Below are 17,918 nucleotides of genomic sequence, written 5' to 3'. Positions count from 1 at the left end.
TGCGGAAAGCCTGCTCCCGGAGGGGCAGATCAGGGTATGATCCGGCCATGTCCAGCGCCCCGCCCATCGACCTCTCTGCCATTCCCGAAGACCAGCGTGACGCTGTTCTGGCAGTGCTGCGCGAGCGAGATGCACTCAGGGAGGCCAACAAACGCCTGGAGCACCTCGTTGCCGAGCTGAACCAGGCTGTGCATGGCAAACGGTCGGAAAAACTGAGCGAGGACGAGCGGCAGCTGGCCTTCGAGGATCTGGAAACCGCAGTCGCCGAGGTTGAGACCCAGCAGGACGAACAGGCTCCGCCGCAAGCGTCCCCGCGCCGGGCAGTCCGGCGCAATCGTGGCAATCTGCCCAAGGACCTGCCGCGGATCGAGAAGGTGATCGAACCGGCCAGCCTGAACTGTCCATGCGGGTGCGGGACAATGCAGCGGATCAGCGAGGACCGCACTGAACGACTGGATATCATTCCGGCGCAGCTCCGCGTCATCCACTGCCCGGCGGTGCATGTTCACATGCACGAGAGGGGTCACCGTCCGGCCCAAGTATGCCTGCCGCGCCTGCGCCGAGGGTGTCACCCAGGCACCGGCCCCCGCGCACTTGATCGAGGGCGGGCTGCCGACCGAGGGCGCCATCGCGCATGTGCTGGTCAGCAAGTTCTCGGATCACCTGCCGTTATACCGCCAGAGCCAGATCCTGGCCCGCTCCGGGATCGACCTGCACCGCAGCACGCTCGCCGATTGGGTGGGGACAGCTGCCTTCCACCTTGGCCCGGTGGTCGACCGGCTCGCTGAGCACCTGAAGGGCTCAGGCAAGTTGTTCATGGATGAAACCACGGCGCCGGTTCTGGACCCGGGCCGGGGCCGGACAAAGACCGGATACCTTTGGGCGCTGGCCCGGGACGACAGGAGATGGGGCGGCGATGACCCGCCCGGTGTGGTGTTCACCTATGCTCCCAGCCGCGCCGGGCAGAACGCGGAACAGATCCTGCAGGGCTTCGATGGCATCCTGCAGCTGCCCTCTCGGCAGCATCCCCCGGATGCGCCTGCCGGGTGACACACGGCTATACCGGCTACAACCGGCTGACGCGCCCCGCGCGGAAAGGCGGCGCGCCGGTCGCCGTCGCGCATTGCTGGGCGCATGCCCGCAGGAAGCTGAAGGAGGTTTTAGACCGCGACGGCCTCGTGCTGGAAGCACGCCTCCGGCATGATGATCGCCGCCGAGGGACTGCGCCGGATTGCGGAGCTCTACCGCATCGAGGGTGAGATCCGCGGCATGGGTCCCGGCCAGAGGCTGTCGGCCCGGCAGGCCCGCACCGCGCCGCTGGTCGCCGAGTTCGGAGGATGGCTGCAAAGCCAGCGCCGCCGGATCTCCTCAAAGTCGCGTCTCGGGGAGAAGCTGGCCTACATCCACCGCCAGTGGGACGGGCTGCAGACCTTCCTCCACGACGGCCGCGTCGAGATCGACTCTAATGCTGTCGAGAACCTGATCCGTTCAATCGCTCTGACGAGGAAGAACGCACTTTTTGCCGGCCATGATGAAGGCGGCCGTGCCTGGGGCCGCATCGCTTCGCTCATCGCCACGGCGAAGATCAATGGCGTCGAGCCCTTCGTCTACCTCAAGGCCACCCTCGAAGTCATCGCTGCGGGTCACCCTGCCAGCCAGCTCGACGAGCTCCTCCCCTGGAATTTCCAGCCGTCAAGTTGAAAGGCCGGTGCCCTCCAGACGCCGCTTACCAAGGACCGGCACAATGCCCATCTGCGCCGCAAGGCCTATACCGCTATCGCGGCCAAGATGGCGCGCACCGTACACGCCGTGGTCAAACACGGCGAACCCTATCGCCCCTTCTTCGAGGGGTGAGCCCAGGCGGAAAGACCTCTCTCTGACAAGGGCCGTGGAGGCAGTTCGCTGACCTCGTAGATAATGTTCGGGCTTTCTGCTTGGGATTTGGGATCTCGTATTAAGGACGGTGAGGGCCGCCAAGGCGCGTACCCTGTGTTTGCTATGGAAGAGATCAATTCTTGACGGCAGAACCCGTCTGGGCAAACCTGCCAGGGCGTCCGGGACTCCGGATGCTCCATAACCTGCTGACCTAAGCAGCCGGAATTTCCCGACATAGGACGTTGTCAGACACAATTGCTCCCGGCGCCCCGCGCTCTGCAATCAGCCGGTCCAGTTCTCGCGTAATCTGCAAGCCTGAAAGTGATGTATCGGCCCACCAGCGCCAGGCTCTCACGCGTGAGATCATCCACCACGGTCAGGATACGGAAGCGACGGCCGTCAGTCAGCGCATCAGATACGAAGTCGAGGCTCCAACGTTGGTTCGGCCCATCCGGTACTACCATCGGCCCTCGCGTGCCCAGGGCCCGCTTTCTATCGTCTCTGCGGCGCACTTGGAGCTTCTCTTCGCGATAGATCCGACGGAACTTCTTGTGGTTCACTTGCCACCCCTGACGTTCGACCATCACATGCAGCCGCCGATAGCCAAACCGGCGACGTTCCTTGGCGACCGCATTCACGGCATCGCGCAGGTTCGTGTCATCCGACCGGCGCGATTGATACCGCACCATTGAGCGACCCACATTCAAAGCAGAGCACGCCCGACGCTGGCTCACCTTATGGACTTCCACCAGATGCGCCACCGCCTTCCGCTTGGCATCGGGCGTCACCACTTTTTTTGAGTTAACTTCCCGTAGCATTGCGTTGTCCAGCATCTGCTCGGTCAAAAGCTTCTTCAGCTTCGCGTTCTCGGCTTCCAGCGCCCGGAGCTTCTTCGCATCCGATGTCTCCATACCGCCATACTTGCTTTTGTATTTGTGGAAGGTGCCTTAGCTGATCCCATAACGCCTGCACACTTCAGCCGTCTTCTCGCCAGATTCCTGTTTCTTGATCATCTGAATGATCTGTTCGTCGGTGACTCGCGTCTTCATTTGTCAGTCCTTTAGTTGGCCGGACTCTACACAAATCTGGAGGAGATTCAGGGGTTCAGGTCAATCCTGCCAGCCGAGTTCGGAAACTCCATTCTTTACGGCAGATCATCCAACGGCAATGGGTACAATAGATTCTGCGCCCGAGCGCCCGTCCCGAGATAGTCGACCCAGAGATTGGTCGCTTCATTGTATTCCTGATAACGCGCGACCTTGTCGTAGAGCTGGTTGATAATCGCCGCCTGCTCGGAAAACGACATGTCCAGCCAATCCTCCTCGGTAATGTTCATTATCCGAGAGCGGTAAGGCAAATCCTCGATATACTCATCAATTGCTGCCGCTTCAGCGAGCGTTGGGTCGCTGCGCCGCGCTACTTTGTCAGGATCACGGCTCATATCAGCCGCCGCCCCTAGAACCTGCCCGAAGAATTGGGTTGGATCGATGATACTCTGCTCGCCTTTCTCGATGATGATGTTGAGCGCATCGTACAGCGCCGAAAGCTGAGCCTTGGAGATCAGGACACGGATCGATAGCGGTTTCAGCCCGGTACGGTCAAAATCACGGTCCGCGACAAATGCCTTGAATACATCCGGTGCTTCTTCCCCGGATTGGCTGCCTAGATAGGCAAGCTGCATGGTGCGCCCAGCAGAAGCCAACCCATGAAAACGGTTTTCTGAAGATATTGGGCCGTCGGTTATCTCACGTTCCTCTCGCTCTGTCAGGATTGCGTCTGGATTCTGCCGGAATAGCCCCACCTGCGCAGCAATCACGGTGCCTAGATCTGCGGCGGCTTGACGGAATTGTGCCGGATCACCACCTTTGATCGGGAAGTAGAACGGCGCCTGATTTGCGAAACCTGAAAGCTCGCGGTAAGCAGCTTCTGCCCGTGCGTGGTCCTTGGCCCCTTTTGGAGTGCGCAGATGCATCACCGCAACGGCACCGTTTATCCGTTCGCGAACCAGTGTATTCAACCCTTTGCCCGAAAGTCCCGTGATCGAAAGCTCGTCACTGCTTTCACGCGGGCCCGCATCTGTCACCAGCACGATGTAGCGGCCTGCGTAACCGGCCCAATTCAGATTGCTTAAAGCATGTTCTACGCCAGCATAGGAATCTTCACGGAAATTCCGTGATGAGGCCTCAGCTTCGGTCATCTGGGATATCCCTACGGCAAACCCCTCTTGCGTGGCCCCTTGATCGAAGTCCAGAAATGTGCGTGCTGAATACTCCAATGAGGGGGCCGCTGTCAGGTTGTCACGGTAGCCGATTAACGCCACCGACATCGCCCCTGTAAGCTGATTTTCCTCCAGCGTGGCATAGACCGTTTCCATGGCGCTGCGAGTTGCCCGGATATATGGCTCCATGGAAATCGTGGTATCCACTACAAAGGCCACCCCAACTTTATAGTCCTCGGGCATTTCTGTGCTGCCTTCGGTAATCGGGCGGGAGACTGGTGAGGACGGAGAGACAAGCTCCGGCGACTTTGTTATCCTGCCCGCAGTGGCGCGTGCCACAGCAACCTGCAAGAGGTTCACAAAAGCACCATTGTCAAAAATCTCTTCCTCGAAATCGAGGATTGGCATCACGTAGAAATTCTGACTTTGGTCAATTCCCTTGCGTGGCCCTAAGGCGACGACCACTTCAGATGTTCCTTCCCCACGTTCCGCTTGCTGCGCCTCTTCGCGGTAATGCGCTGCGGCCGGGCCGGGACTTTCCAGCTCCAGAAGGTCATAGATCGGATCGATTTCCTTAAAGAACAAAAGCCTTTCCAGATTTTCGCTGCCTTCAAAAGTGGCAACGATATTCTGGTTCCAGTCCACTGCAGCAGTCTCAGAGATCCAAAAGAGATCATTGCCTTCTTCATCAATCCCAACTTGCAACCAGCCGTCCGCATGTTGATAAACAAAGAGCGGCGTGAGCGGCGCTACCCGAGGGCCGACAGCCCCATCCGGCGTATCAAACTGGCCGGTGCTGTCGCGAACTAGAACCCGTTGAAAGAGACTGTCCTTACCTTCAATCAGTAAAGGAACATCTTGTGCCTGGGTTGGCCCGACAAAAGCAGGTGCCATCGTCCAACAAAGCGCAATGGCCGCCATTATCCGCGTCTGTTTCATCCGTTTCTCCCGTCTCAAAACGCAAATCTCACTGCGTCAGCCGTGCCAGCGCCGTCAGCGCTTCGCTGCTGCCGAATTCAATCGCCAGATGGTAAAACCGTTTTGCCGCCTTGGGGTTCGCCGCCGGGAAGGGTGACCGGGCCTTGTCATAGGTTAAGGGGTCATACATCCGCGCAATTTCAACAGCTGCCAAGGCCCGCACCCGATCTGCCAGTCCCTCATCCTGAGACAAGGCCATCAGCGCACCAAAAGCAGCATTCAGATTATCCTCACCTCCCGCGTCAACCAAAGCTTCAATCTCGCTCAGCGGGTCGCCGGAAGCGGCTGCCTGTTTGGCAATCGCCGCTTGCCAACCCGCTTTGCTGCCACTCAATCCGCCCGTTCCAACGCCCCAAAAAATGAGCCCGGCAAGGACGAGAACGAAAACAAGTGCCCCGCCTGCCAACGGAAGAACCCGCTTCCGGTTAGATCCGCCCTGCCCCGCCTGGTCGCCGCGGTCCTCTTCGCCGTCAAACAAATCTGCAGAGCCGATTTGTGCGGCAATGCGCCGTGGCGCTTCGGCATACCCCGCCACTGGCATCGCGTTCAATTCCTCAATCGCCCGCTCCACGAGAACCAACGGCTCTCTTGGACGACGCGTCGGTTCTGCCCTTAGCATCGCCTCCAGTACCTGCCGCAAGGGTTCTGGCAGGTCTGCGCTGCTCAACTTGATGTCATGGCGCCGGGCATCGATTGCATCGGCAAGCTTTGCCCCCAACCCGGGCACCTCCTGCCCGGCTGTACGCAGCAGGACAAGCCCTAGAGAATACAGGTCGGACGCCGCCGACACCTGTGCAGTCCCAACCCCCAACTGCTCTGGCGCGGCATAGCTGATTTTCCCGGCGAAGCTTTGGCCAATCAGGGTCTTATCTGTTCCGATTGTATCTGAGGCGACGCCGAAATCGATCAACTTAGCCGCGAGGATATCATGCTCCGGAATCATTATATTGTCAGGTGATATATCCCGATGCACAATGCCAAGACGGTGGATCGCAGCCAAGCCGTCCAGCAGTCGGCGCGCCAGTTTCAGAACATCAATGGGAGCAAGCCGTGCCTTTCGCTCCAGGAAATAGGCCAGCGGTTTTCCTTTGATGAATTCCATCACAAGGACCATCTGTCCAGTCTTATCCAGCAACGACGTCTCAAAGCCTACGATGGCATCGTTTCTCAGCGTGCGCATCAGGTTTGCTTCGCGGCGGAAAAGCTCTGCTGCCTTGGTGTTGCGGGCAAATGCAGGAGTCATCACCTTGATGGCAACCTCATGACCTGTGGCCAGGTTCAGGCCCGCATAAGTCGCCCCCATGCCTCCCTCTCCCAAGAGCCGTTCAATCCTGTAACTGTCCTGAAAAACGGCCCCCGGTTTCAGGCTGGTGCTGACTTGGCTCATGCGCAGTGTCCTCTGTAACAAAAATGTGCGCTTCAGCGCTGTTTTTGCAGGCTCAGTGCCGCATGTTTGGTGAAGCGGCGAATGTCCATTATTGCAAAGCAAACACCAGCAAAAACAAAGGACATGGTGACACCGAACACAATGATCAGAAAACCAACCAGTATGAGCGTGATACTCGGGCTGCCAAAGCCTCCGGAAACTTGGAGGAAAACGCCGCCACCAACACACGCCCCCAATATCATCAAACCAGTCACAACCCAGATCAGCGCTTCGAGTGCATTGTGCAAGATGTTTCTCATGTGTCTCTATGTCCTTGAATTCGAATTCATTGTTTCTGAATGGCGATTGCAATCGTCTGGAAATCATCGCGCATCGCCGCTATATCCGCGGCCCCGAGGGCAAAGCGGGTTTCGAGGTGCGTGCGTAATATGCCGTAGCAGGCGTCCCGCCGTTCTGAGAGCCCCATTTGCCCCTCGCGGATGAACTCTGCCTGCTCCCTGATCGCCTCCATACTGTTATCGGACGCGACCCCTTCAATAAGGTTGGCGTATTCGACCACATCCCGCTTCAAGCTGTCGCCCAGCCGAGCAAGTGCCGAACGAGCTTCCTCCTTAGCCTCCAGCACTTCGCTGAGAAACGCCTGATCCCCCGCCGCACGGGCGTCCTGCTCCAAATTCTCCAGATCCGAAAGCACCGTCTGATTGGCGAGACTCGCCGTCAAATATCGCTGCACCGCCTGATTGCAAAGCAGCACAGAAGAGGTCAGGATCAGCCGCAGCGCCTTATCCCTATGGGCGTTCCGTTCAGCGGTCGCTGCCGCCAGCATGTCGGAGACAATTTGCAGCTGGCCACGCTCTTGTTCTGTGATGGCCTGCTTTTGCATCCGTTTCAGCAGCGAACGGACTTCTTCCTCTGATCGCGCAGAAGCCGATGCAGGATCCGGGCGGGCCAATTTGTCCAGCTCTTCCACCAAGGCACGGCGCTGATCCTCCGAGGTGATTGATATCGCCGACATCACAAAGCGAGCCCCAGTGTACCTATCGGCCTGCGCGTCCAGTCGGCGGGCATTGTATGGCGCCATCTCAAAGCGCTGAGCAGAAGTGATCTCTGTCAATGGCCAGTTTGCCCCGCCGCCCCGGCGCACGATACCACCTGCTTGCCCATGCAAGCGGCCATGCCGCACCAGTGCAAAGGGGCTGCCTACGATCTCCCAAGCGTTGCCCAGCATGTCATGCAGACCAAGCTGGTTTGGTTTCAGTGTGCCGATCGACTGTACTTCGCCCGAGGCACTGTCAGAGCCTCCATGCGCAATGTATTCGCTGTAGCTCTCGCCATCAGGGATAGGCGGGCGGCCTGCCCGGAATTCGGCTTCAGCAACAGAAAGCCCCCCACGCGCCGCGAATTCCCACTCCTCTTCGGTGGGCAAACGCAGAAAACCCATAGTATCACCTTCATGAGGAAGGAACTCCGGAGCGTTCTGCATCAGCCAGATCGTGTAACGCTCAGCAAACTGGTCGAGCTGCGACTTCGTGACTCCGACTGCCGGTAAGCGCCCCTTGCGACTGATCTTCCTCGGGCAATCAGCCGGATCGTCCACAAAAGCAACATCCAGCTGCCCTTGGCTCAGCTCGTATTTAGCCATGTAGAAAAAGCCGTATGCAGAGCCGTTCTCAGACGTGAAGCCTCCAGACACATATGACCGGCGCAGGCCATCCAGATAGGGCTGATCGCTGCCCTGCTGGCCAAGGATCACCGGCACATCTCCTGCCGCACCTCCAGTGTTAGGTGTCATCACCTTACGAAACACCATTGCCCCGCCGCAGTTCATGGGCAGGATCACGTCATCCGCAGCCGGCACGGGATTATAGATCCGGTCACGCCAGGTTACCCCTTCCGGCACCGTCGGAGCCTCTTGCGCCCTTGCTGGCAGCGCGGAAACAACTACTCCAGCCGCGAACGAACACAACCATCTCAAAGCTCTAGCCATTCCGCAAAACCTCACTCATTTCCACCGTGTAAACTGCTCGTATTGCCCAAGAAGCTGCCGTCAGTGCCGTCAGGCAGCCAAGCAAGGCAGTGCAAGCAACATCCCAAAACCCCAGGTAGGCAACCGGGTCGCTACCTGCAGGCTGAATAACAGAATTGATTGCCCCGATGCCGAGCCAAACAAAGCCTAGGGTCAGCAGCACTCCAAGCCCAACCAGGCAGAAACTCTGGATCATAGGCACCTGTGCACAATGGCTACTGCGCATCCCAAGCAGCCGTAACAGCGAGAAGACAACACGCTGGCGCTCCACCATGCTGCGCAGGTTGGCAGCCATTGCCGCCCAGAATCCGAAACCGGCAGTTACCGCAATAAATACGTACAGCACGTTGAGGTTGTCACGGAAGCCAAGCAGTAGCGCGACGTTCCCTGCCCTCGGCCGTGCTTGAATCTCGAGGGCCTCGAGATCCGCTAGAAGCCCCGAAAGTGCCGTTAAATCTGTTGCATACATTCGAAATCCAGCATACTTGACCGGAGGCTCGGCCCTGCTGTTGTAGCGGTCCGCACTTACACTTGCCTGATCCCTGAACCTCTCGGCTTTCAGAAGATCCTCCAGCGCGATGTAAAGCCCATGCCGACCATTTAGCGATTCCGGTACCACACCGGCCACCGTCATTGTCTGACGGGCAATTTCCCGCGTCCCGTCAATATCGCGCCCGATGAGAATCTCCAATTCGGCACCGGCGCCTGCATCCATAGCGCGCGCTGTTGCGGTTGTGATCCATACCCTGCCCTCCGTTACTGGCGTCCCATTCACTATCGGATCGCCTGCACCCGAAGGGATCAAGGGTACCCCGCGTTCCATGTTCCGGTTCGCCGAATTGCGGACTGCAGTGGCCTGTGCATTGATGCGGCGGGTCGCGGGCACGATGAAGGCAACGTCTTCACGCTGCGCCAGCTCGGCCAGGAAGGAAGCATCGTAAGTTTTGACCCCGATAGGAATAATCTCGCGGTTTGCAGGGTTTTCAACCAATCGGTCCACCATGGTGCCGATAACCCCGTTTTTGAGTGCAAGCAGGATCAGCAATGGCGCCAGAACGCCGGCCAGCGCAAAGACAAAACAGCCTGCCGAAAGCCATTCCTGCCGCAACTCCCGAAGAGCAAGTCGAATAGCATGTCTCATGCGCGGGCCCTAACTTGGCCTTCTGCCATCAGTATCGGGTCTGAAAAGACCGAGTACGTCGCTCCCTCATGTGCAAAGCTCCGGTGGCTGAGACGCCGGGCAGTCGAAAAGAGGCCGGATTGGGCCTGGTGCGAAGCAAGAAGCACCGCTGAACCTGCCTCTTCGGCCAGAGTGGAAATCAGGGCCTCGACCTTAGCGGCATTGCCAACATCCAGAGATGCAACAGGTTCATCCAGCATCAGCAGAGCCGGGCGCCCAAGCAACGCCCGCGCAACCGAAACGCGCTGCCTCTGCCCGACCGAAAGCGTTGCAGGCATACGCCCGATCAGCCGCAGAAGGCCAAGACACTTGAGCAGATGAGCCCGCCACTCAAGGTCCTCTGAAAGCTCTGCCAACCGAAGCGGCAGACAGATATTGTCCAGAACATTTAAGTAAGGCACCAACGTGTTCGTCTGCAGGACATACCCCAGCCTGTCAGGCCCTGCACGCTGCTCGCGCGGCAAGCCCGATACCATATCATGCCCCATGAGCAAGTGGGTCCGCCCGGGGTAGTTGTCGTAGGTAATTGCCCCTGCGATTAGACCAAGCACTGTGCTTTTTCCGGTTCCGCTTTCGCTGTCCAGCACAAGCCGCTCGCCTGGAGCCAGATCCAGCGCTTCAATCACTACCGCAAAATCACGGCTCAGCTGGACACCCAGATTGCGGATATGAAGCACAAATTCAGCCATGAAACATATTGCTCCCTACTATTTTATCGCGACAGCTTCAGGTGCAGATCCGCCAGGCGAATATCAGTTGCACTGTTGATCTGCCTGACAAGGCCCGGCCGCAGCCGCTCTCCGGCAACAAATGTGCCGTTTGAGGATCCCAAATCCTCAATCAATAGTTTCCTGTCCAAAATTTTCAGCCGGGCATGCTGGCGACTGAGGTTTTGCGATTCAACGACCAGCGTGCAGTTGCTATCCCGTCCAACCGTTACCCCGTCGGCAAGGTGTTGAGCCGTCAGCGGCTGGCTTTCTCCTCCAATCCGGGCAGTCAGGACAACCCGCGCCATTCCTTGTTTGTTTCCAGCCTGAAACGGCTTGCCGCCCTTTCTGCTCTGATTACGGGGTGAGGACCTATAGGCAAGAATGACACCTCCGGCGAACAATCCCGCTATTCCCGCCGCGCCCACTATCACAAAGATCATCTGGACGTTCAGCCCGCTACTGCAGCCACTGCTGCTGGCCGCAAAATCAATGTTTTGCATGCTAAGGTACTGAGCGATAGCAGGACCAGACGATGCCCAGAAGGTTCCTTGGGCATTGCTGCTCGAAGGCCCGGCTGTATTCAGCCCAGCGACCCGTCCGCAGCTATCCAACAGCGGCCCGCCGGAATTGCCTGGATTGATGGCCGCCGTATGCTGAACGATCTCGCGTTTTATTTCCTGCTCTCCTAACTGTCCGTAAGAAACTTTGGACACACTTCCCCGTGTCAGAGTGCTGGTGAAATATGCGGCGTTACTCAGCCCTTCTTCGTTAGTGAAATCGGCGAAACCCGGGAACCCCAGCGCGGCAACATCTTCGCCTTTTGCCATTTTCCGAGTGCTGATTTCCAGTTGAGCAAAGTCATGGAACCCGTTGCCAGGGTTTTCTCGGTCTGGCCGCAGCGACAGTACAGCCATGTCCGATTGTCGGGACACATGAACAATCTGAGCTTCATAAATATACCGCTGATCGTCTTGCAAAAACACCACCAACAACCCACTGCTGCCAGCCACCACATGGTGATTGGTCATGAACAGCAATGCATCATTGCGCCTGCCAAAGACAAAGCCGGACCCTGTTCCTTCTCCGTTAGGGTAAAACACTAAAACCCGACCCACAGCACGGTCTGCATACTGTGCAACAGTGCTGAAGTCCTGCGCGCCAACGGGGCCAGAAACCACCGCAGCACAAGACAAGTACAGCGCCCAAAACAAAAGGAACTTCAGTTGCAAAGACTGTAAAAGAGAAGACCAGCAGGATATCACGACTGCAAAATCCCGAATAGTGCCACAGATCCAGCCAGACCGAGGATAATGATCGCCATGATCAAGATACCACGCAAACGCGTGCTGCCTTCGTCTTCGCTCAAGTTGCGCAATTCCTCGCCCCTTAGGTTCCGCAAAACCGGTTTTTTCGCCATAGGCTCCAGCCGCCCGCCTTGCACAGAAGCCAGCGTCACAAATCCGCCCAGCTTGTCCGCCATACTGCGGGCATCTTGCACACGTTCTTCCGGAAGCAGCACGCATCCTGCATCGATTGCATTTAAAAGCACATCAGGATAATCCGCTCTAACACCATTGCGCTGCATGTTTGCCCACACAGGTAAAATCGGATCCCTACCGTCTTGTTTCAGTTTCTGGAAACGCTCGCTCGCGTCGGGCGGCAGGCTGCCGGACACCAGATCATACAGCAAGACCGACATCGCAAAGATATCGATTGCCGGACCGTCATCAGCCCGGCTGCGAAAGCCGGTAAGTCTGGAGGGAAACTGTTCCAATGCCGCGTAACGCCGACTATACATGGACGCCAAGTCGCTGCGGCCATGGGCTGGCCGTGCAGCCCCAAAGTCGATTAGCACTGGCTGTCCGTCGCGCCCAATCATAACATTGGCCGGCTTGATATCACGATGCACGACCCCAGCCCCGTGGATAGCCTGCAAAGCACACAGCAGCGCTTCGACGAGGTTCTGCATCAACGGCAGCGGAAAATGCCCACGCTTGGCCAGCACTTGGCTGGCCGCCATATGGAGCGGCTGACCGTCTACGAAATCCATCAGAGCGTAAACCGTGCCGAATTTTTCAAAGGCCCCGTTGAAACGCACAAGACCGCGCTGTTTCGGCAATGCCTTTAATGTCCGCGCCTCGCTCAGAAACGCCTTGTAGCCCATTTCGAAACGGTCTTTACGCTCCAGACGTGCCCGCACTCGCGTAGCATCAACGCGCATGGCGTCGTCCACCGGAAAATACTCTTTTAAGGCTGAAACCACACCGGATGCGCTCCGCACCCGATAGGTGATACCAAACCCTCCCTGCCCCAGGACCGCTTCCACTTCGTGGCCCGCAAGGCGCGTCCCGGCTGGCAGAGGATCAGCCGGTATGATCGAATTGCGGGTCATGCCTGCTCCGGCGTGCATGTCTCTGCCGAAAAAAGAGATCCGGGGCATTCCCCTGAGACCCCGGCATCCTGTTCCGGAACTGCCCGTTCTGCATCCTGACCCTGTTCGCCTTCATCCGCCTGCGGCTGTCCGGATTTGGCGGCGGGCGGCAAGATTTGCGGCAGAGAGAACACACCGCTGCCTGAGCGTCGGCGCGGCCGGAGCGAATTGGTGGTGCTTTCGTCTGGATTCGCTTGCGGCAATCCCTCCGCTGCTACCGAGGGCTGCGGGTCCGCAGATTCCCCCTGCGAGGAACCGTCCGTTATCTCTCTTCTGCCTAGCGGTTCATCTTCAATTCCGACAGAACCGCCCCCACCGCCAACGCGTTCGATCGGACGATTACGGGCAGTGTCTTCCGAAGCCGCTGCAGTCGGGGCAATAGCAGGCTCAGTCGGCAGCGGCGGCACCTCCTTCCGATTAAGTGCGTAAGCCAGCACCAGAACCGCGCCCAAGGCAATCGCTGAACCGCCAAAGATCAGCGGCACAATTGCAGCAGAGAACCTCCGCCCACTCATATTCATACCGGTCGGCTCCAGCAACCCCGGCTGTCCGAAAGCAGTATGTTTGTAAACCAGAACCGTCGTGTTGTCCTGACGGGGTTTTCCCTTGGCCTCCACGGCTGCTAAAATGTTTGCCGCCACTGCATCAGCGGCTGCATTGGCCGACCGCTCGATCTGGTGCTGAAGCTCCTGCAGACTGAGCGTTTCAACCCCATCAGTAGCCAAAATCACGCAATCGCCGGGCTGCAGGTCAATAGAGTTCAGATCCACTAGCGGTATCTCGGTCCCCAGCAACGCCGAACGCAAAGCGTGGCGTTTGGGGTGAACGTCCGCCTCCTCCTGCGTCAGTTTACCCGCCCGAACACCTTCAAGAAGTTCCGCATACAGAGAATGATCTGCATTGATCCGCCAAAGCCTTCCCGCACGATGCAGATAGGCAGGGCTGTCACCAATAGAGACCCAGCTTAATCTGTTTTCTACCTTGAGCACGCCAACCAGCGTGCAGCCCATGCCCTTAAGCTCTCGCTCTTCGGCAATTCTGGAACCAAGGCATTTGTTGGCAAATTCTGCAGCCGCCTGCAGCCTGTTCTTGGTCCGGTGCTCCGTCGCCCTTCTCACAAAATAGTCTGCGAAACTGTCGCAGACGACCTGGCTGGCAATCTCTCCGCCGACATGGCCGCCCATGCCGTCGGCTACAACCATCAGAACATCTGACCCAGGATCAGCTTGGTCCTGAAACTTCAACACAAAACTGTCTTCTTGCTTGTCCCGCCTGCCCAGGATCTGCTTGCCGGCTACTCTGCTCATTGCATTCATTTGACGATCATGCGTCGTTTTCAGACAAATCCGACCAGTCAAAATCCTCGCCGCAGAAACAAACAAACCGGACGCTTGTATGTTTGGACAAATCAATCACCGAGAGATTTGAAAGCGGCATGGTCTGTGCAATGACTTGAGAATTGATCCGCGACACATTCCTGCCAGAACCAGGGGCAACCAGGAAAGATCGGGATTGGTCATCATAGATGACACGCAGGTGGTCCTTGCTGGAAATCAGTTTATCCCCGAATTCCAGACTGACTTGCTCGCTCGGATCACGGCCGATGCTGTTCATCCCTCCGCCCAGATTGACGGCTTGCCCCAGCCCAGGCCCCTTCACGACGACAAGCCAGCCGACGATGGGGTCCACCATGGGATCAAATCCAACCTGCTCGTCCATGTGGATTTCGGTCTTTTCCGCACCAGGCTCCAGGAAGGTACGCATTCCGTCTGTTGCGTCCGCCCCAAAACCGGATGGAAGATGCGTGGGGCCTACCTGGCCATCCGCAGGCAGGCTCTCGGTAAAGCCACCGCCGACATCCGACAGTTCGTCATCATCATCGTCGAGGTTGAGCCAGCTCGTCTTGTCGTTTCCCATGTCTAATTCTCCGTTTTTAGAAGGCCGCCGGTCAGGGCAGAACAAGTTTGGTCCGCACGTTTTTGCCTAGGCCGACTGTGTCGCCGATGCGCAGGCGCACTGTTCCTGAGACCTTCTGCTCATTGACAAAAGTACCGTTGAGACTCTCCAAGTCTGAGATCGAATAGCCCCCGTCTCGGTTTTTAAAGAGTTCAGCGTGAACACGACTAATCCCATGATCAGAAAGGACGATCCCGTTGCTTGATGATCGGCCGATCGAAAGCCGCTCACCGCTCACAGGCAGCTTCTCACCGGTATCAAGCCGTAAGAGATAAGCTGCAACTGGGCTGCTGGGTACCCGAATAGGCTGCAGAGGCTGTCCGCCGGCCGTGTCGTGAGGGTTTTGCCCAGCAGCGATCTCCAGATCTGCATCCTCATCCTGGGGCATAAGGTCATCCTGCCCAGACCGTGCAGAGCTGCGCAAAAGGAAAAACAGCAACACCAGAACCAGAAACCCGATGCCGCCCGCAGAGATGTAAACATACAAAGCTGGAAAGCCGAACATCAGAGATTCTTCGGCTTTTTCCGGGAGGAGGTCAGGGTTGGCCGTCCCTTCAGCTGGAGAAAACTCCACTTTGTAGGTCTGCAGCCGTGTTGCACTGTCTTGCCCAGGCTCAGGCACCCGCATTTCAACGGTGATCTGCGCAGGAGCCGGCCGACCGTCCGCAAGGATCAGCCCGGACTGCCCAGCGGAGGTTGAGACCAGCGCTGCAAAACTTTGCGCCTGAGCCTGTTCGTTTCCTCTCTGAGCCAGGAACACCGAACGGTTGAGCCCGCCTTGCGGTGCTGTAATCCTACCTAGAACATCCAATCCGCGTGAACTGGCAGAGTTCCCTTCCGGACGCCAGAACATTCCCAGTGCGGAAAGCGACACATTCTCCCTTGCTGCGGCGTCTGCAACGTCATCAAAGGTGCCGACCCCTTCCTCGTCACCGTCGGAAACCAAGATGATATTCTTAAACAGCGCATCTTCACGCCCTTCCAGAACCTCAATGGCTGCCAGGATGTTCGATGTCAGAATTGTGTTGTTCTCGGAAAGCTCCAACTGCCGAACTGCAGTCACTGCTGCACTGCTGTCGCTGGAAAAATCCGAAATCCGGACCAGTTCGGCGCCAAAGCCGTAGACAGCCAGTTCGCCAGGCATCGAAAGACGTGAAAGCATCGCCTCAATTGCTGCGCGTTCACGTTCCCAGCTACGAAGGCGGCCGCTGTTTGCACCGCGTGACAGATCGATCAAAACAATAGTCGACGACAGAACCAGGCCTTGCGGCAAGTCTGAGGCGCTTCGCGCAATTTTGAAAGCTGCTTCACGGTTACCTAAATCGCTGGAGCTCAGCTTCTCAAGCTTATGACCGGCAGGAACCCGGATGACACAACTGTTTTCAGGGGCTGGTGCCGACGGGGCGCAATCCAATATCGCAACCCCCTTCTCAGGCACCCGGCTTGGCGACATGCCAAAATCTTGAGCACCAGCTTGCGACGCAAGAAGCAACCCCAGCCCCAAGAACAGTTTCACTGCAGAAAACCAGATGGCTTTCACCATGGCGGACTCCCAACAATCTGTTTTTAAATGTTTTTTTTGAACAGACCGTTGAGAAATGCACTCCGGTCCTCTGAGTATCAGATCGACAACAAAGCGGAACGGATGCGCCGCAGCTCCGCCTTGGCCACACTGGGGCTAGCAGTCCCGGATTTCACTTCACTTTCGACACTGCGCAATTGCTGCTCAAGCACGGACACACGTTGAATTGCTGCTGTGTCACCTGCCGAGCTGGCACGAGCCTGCTGCGCCACGGCTTTAGTTTCCGCAATATCGTTTCGCAACGATGCGATTGTGCGAGAGTTGCTTGCGGCCTGGTTTTCCAACCCGGAAATCCGACTTTCAGCCGCACGGTTATTTGCCAGGATCGCTTGCGCTCGGGCTTTGTTGCTCTCGATCTGACGATCGTATTCACCAGTGTTCAGGTTGTGAATGTTGTCGAAAAGGCTGGCTTCTTCCGGATTTGTGGATCCGGTGCAAGCGCCCAACGCAGTCAGCACTCCCAGAGCCGCAATCTTAACCTTCTTTTGCATGGAAAACTCCAAACTGTGTTCCGCCTGAGGCACGTTTAACCGTCCCCCGGGGTCTTTGAATTAATCGATCGCCTTAATAGTGGCGCGCGTCCGCGCCAGACGGCGTCGGTTGCTTTCGGCTGCCTGCGAAGCCTGCGCCAGCCCCGGTTGCCCCTGCGAACGCGCCTGGGCGATCTGCCCTTTTGCATTGACCATATTCTGTTCGGATTTAGCCAATGACGCCTGAACCGCACTACGGTTGGAGTTGATCGCCCTCACACGGGTCTTATAAGCAGATTCGGATACTTGCCCTGCTTGCAATTGCCGCTTCAGAGATCTGATTTCTGCGCTTTGGGAACTCAGAACATTGCGCAGTTTGGCCTCAACGGAATTGAGACGTGTCGAGACTTGGCTCAAATTCGCTACCACTTCCTTGGTGCGCACAATCTCTTCGTTCTTCTTGGCCGTTTTAGCACCCACGGCGTGGCCACCGACACCGCCGACCACTGCGCCGGCAGCGGCCCCAGCCGCACAATCACCGCCATCTCCGCCCAGCAACAACGCCAGACCACAGCCCGCAAGCGCACCAACAGCAGCGCCTTCAAGGGTGTTCTTCACAATAATGTTGCGTGAAACCTGATTGAGGTTTCTCGCTTCTGCTTCCAAGGCACGTTCTTCCGGCGTCTTCCAGGTACCGCTCCCCAAAGCGCCAATTTGCATGCTTTCTTCTGTGCACGCACCCAAAAATGTAAGAATAAGCATTAGCTTTGCAATAATAGTAAGACGCAATCCACCGGCGTTGTTGCACAAAGGCCGTAGAGGATTCACTTTGCGAATCCCGTAGGTTAGATCGGCGGCATGCCGAAGCCTGCCTCTTCCCGCTATCGAACAACGAACTGGTCCAACTATAACGCATCACTTCGAAAGCGCGGCTCTCTGCTGGTCTGGTTTGACCGCGACATGACCTGGTTCGCCGAGCGATGCGGCAAACGCGGACGACCGGAGACCTTCTCCGATGCGGCCATCCAGTTCTGCCTTAGTGTGAAGGTGTTGTTCGGCCTGCCATTGCGGCAAACGTCCGGTATGGTTGCGAGCCTGCTGAAGA

The 17,918-nt window shown here is 57.5% G+C and carries 13 protein-coding genes and 3 pseudogenes; 3 read left to right on the top strand and 13 right to left on the bottom strand.

What is annotated here, in order from left to right; translation table 11 throughout:
* Window positions 1-47: 47 nt before the first annotated feature.
* Both tnpC and ACP151_RS16725 read left to right on the top strand, forming a co-directional pair.
* Window positions 48-1,701 (top strand): annotated as a pseudogene (tnpC, locus tag ACP151_RS16730) (IS66 family transposase).
* A 24-nt stretch (window positions 1,702-1,725) separates the two neighbouring features.
* Window positions 1,726-1,880: pseudogene (locus ACP151_RS16725) on the top strand (IS110 family transposase); the annotation flags it as partial.
* A 236-nt stretch (window positions 1,881-2,116) separates the two neighbouring features.
* Here ACP151_RS16725 and ACP151_RS16720 read toward each other — a convergent pair.
* The 13 genes and pseudogenes from ACP151_RS16720 to ACP151_RS16660 all read right to left on the bottom strand — a co-directional run.
* Window positions 2,117-2,924, bottom strand: a pseudogene (locus ACP151_RS16720) (IS3 family transposase); the annotation flags it as partial.
* A 95-nt stretch (window positions 2,925-3,019) separates the two neighbouring features.
* A complete protein-coding gene (locus tag ACP151_RS16715; protein WP_424980037.1) occupies window positions 3,020-5,032 on the bottom strand; it encodes a vWA domain-containing protein in 2,013 nt (670 codons plus the stop codon).
* Between the two features lie 28 nt (window positions 5,033-5,060).
* Window positions 5,061-6,824: a serine/threonine-protein kinase gene (locus ACP151_RS16710; RefSeq protein ID WP_424980036.1), complete on the bottom strand. Its 1,764-nt coding sequence runs from the start codon at window positions 6,822-6,824 to the stop codon at window positions 5,061-5,063.
* The gene (locus ACP151_RS16705) at window positions 6,784-8,358 is read right to left on the bottom strand and encodes a formylglycine-generating enzyme family protein (RefSeq protein ID WP_424980035.1); all 1,575 of its coding nucleotides are present in this window, start codon (window positions 8,356-8,358) and stop codon (window positions 6,784-6,786) included. Before ACP151_RS16705 ends, ACP151_RS16710 begins: the two co-directional genes overlap by 41 nt.
* Window positions 8,359-8,437: 79 nt before the next feature.
* Window positions 8,438-9,625, bottom strand: coding sequence for an FtsX-like permease family protein (locus tag ACP151_RS16700; protein WP_424980034.1), 1,188 nt, complete (start codon window positions 9,623-9,625; stop codon window positions 8,438-8,440).
* Window positions 9,622-10,353, bottom strand: coding sequence for an ATP-binding cassette domain-containing protein (locus ACP151_RS16695; RefSeq protein WP_424980033.1), 732 nt, complete (start codon window positions 10,351-10,353; stop codon window positions 9,622-9,624). Before ACP151_RS16695 ends, ACP151_RS16700 begins: the two co-directional genes overlap by 4 nt.
* 23 nt (window positions 10,354-10,376) lie before the next feature.
* Window positions 10,377-11,603 carry a trypsin-like peptidase domain-containing protein gene (locus tag ACP151_RS16690; protein WP_424980032.1) on the bottom strand — a complete coding sequence of 409 codons (1,227 nt, stop codon included), beginning with the start codon at window positions 11,601-11,603 and terminating at the stop codon, window positions 10,377-10,379.
* A 29-nt stretch (window positions 11,604-11,632) separates the two neighbouring features.
* A complete protein-coding gene (locus ACP151_RS16685) occupies window positions 11,633-12,766 on the bottom strand; it encodes a serine/threonine protein kinase (RefSeq protein ID WP_424980031.1) in 1,134 nt (377 codons plus the stop codon).
* Window positions 12,763-14,112, bottom strand: coding sequence for a PP2C family protein-serine/threonine phosphatase (locus tag ACP151_RS16680; protein WP_424980030.1), 1,350 nt, complete (start codon window positions 14,110-14,112; stop codon window positions 12,763-12,765). The genes ACP151_RS16685 and ACP151_RS16680 overlap by 4 nt, the downstream gene beginning before the upstream one ends.
* 16 nt (window positions 14,113-14,128) lie before the next feature.
* On the bottom strand, window positions 14,129-14,722 hold the full coding sequence (locus ACP151_RS16675) for an FHA domain-containing protein (RefSeq protein WP_424980029.1): 594 nt from the start codon (window positions 14,720-14,722) through the stop codon (window positions 14,129-14,131).
* A 31-nt stretch (window positions 14,723-14,753) separates the two neighbouring features.
* Entirely contained in the window at window positions 14,754-16,304 is a 1,551-nt protein-coding gene (locus ACP151_RS16670) for an FHA domain-containing protein (protein ID WP_424980028.1), read from the bottom strand.
* A gap of 77 nt (window positions 16,305-16,381) precedes the next feature.
* Window positions 16,382-16,834 (bottom strand): hypothetical protein, encoded by a 453-nt coding sequence (locus tag ACP151_RS16665; protein WP_424980027.1) that lies wholly within the window; start codon window positions 16,832-16,834, stop codon window positions 16,382-16,384.
* A 60-nt stretch (window positions 16,835-16,894) separates the two neighbouring features.
* Window positions 16,895-17,575 carry a hypothetical protein gene (locus ACP151_RS16660; protein WP_424980026.1) on the bottom strand — a complete coding sequence of 227 codons (681 nt, stop codon included), beginning with the start codon at window positions 17,573-17,575 and terminating at the stop codon, window positions 16,895-16,897.
* A gap of 96 nt (window positions 17,576-17,671) precedes the next feature.
* Here ACP151_RS16660 and ACP151_RS16655 point away from each other — a divergent pair.
* A partial coding sequence (locus ACP151_RS16655; protein WP_424979233.1) for a transposase occupies window positions 17,672-17,918 on the top strand: 247 nt, incomplete at its 3' end.

Origin of the sequence: Leisingera sp. S232, assembly GCF_049800895.1 — a bacterium.
GTDB lineage: Bacteria > Pseudomonadota > Alphaproteobacteria > Rhodobacterales > Rhodobacteraceae > Leisingera.
Note: the sequence above shows the minus strand (reverse complement) of the source record. Positions and strands in the feature narration are given on the sequence as shown.

Excerpts from the sequence above, each read along its gene's own strand:
- ACP151_RS16680 (WP_424980030.1), bottom strand. The coding sequence starts at position 14,112 with ATGAGCAGAGTAGCCGGCAAGCAGATCCTGGGCAGGCGGGACAAGCAA.
- ACP151_RS16715 (WP_424980037.1), bottom strand. The coding sequence starts at position 5,032 with ATGAAACAGACGCGGATAATGGCGGCCATTGCGCTTTGTTGGACGATG.
- ACP151_RS16710 (WP_424980036.1), bottom strand. The coding sequence starts at position 6,824 with ATGATTTCCAGACGATTGCAATCGCCATTCAGAAACAATGAATTCGAA.
- ACP151_RS16670 (WP_424980028.1), bottom strand. The coding sequence starts at position 16,304 with ATGGTGAAAGCCATCTGGTTTTCTGCAGTGAAACTGTTCTTGGGGCTG.
- ACP151_RS16660 (WP_424980026.1), bottom strand. The coding sequence starts at position 17,575 with ATGCTTATTCTTACATTTTTGGGTGCGTGCACAGAAGAAAGCATGCAA.
- ACP151_RS16665 (WP_424980027.1), bottom strand. The coding sequence starts at position 16,834 with ATGCAAAAGAAGGTTAAGATTGCGGCTCTGGGAGTGCTGACTGCGTTG.
- ACP151_RS16695 (WP_424980033.1), bottom strand. The coding sequence starts at position 10,353 with ATGGCTGAATTTGTGCTTCATATCCGCAATCTGGGTGTCCAGCTGAGC.
- ACP151_RS16685 (WP_424980031.1), bottom strand. The coding sequence starts at position 12,766 with ATGACCCGCAATTCGATCATACCGGCTGATCCTCTGCCAGCCGGGACG.
- ACP151_RS16675 (WP_424980029.1), bottom strand. The coding sequence starts at position 14,722 with ATGGGAAACGACAAGACGAGCTGGCTCAACCTCGACGATGATGATGAC.
- ACP151_RS16700 (WP_424980034.1), bottom strand. The coding sequence starts at position 9,625 with ATGAGACATGCTATTCGACTTGCTCTTCGGGAGTTGCGGCAGGAATGG.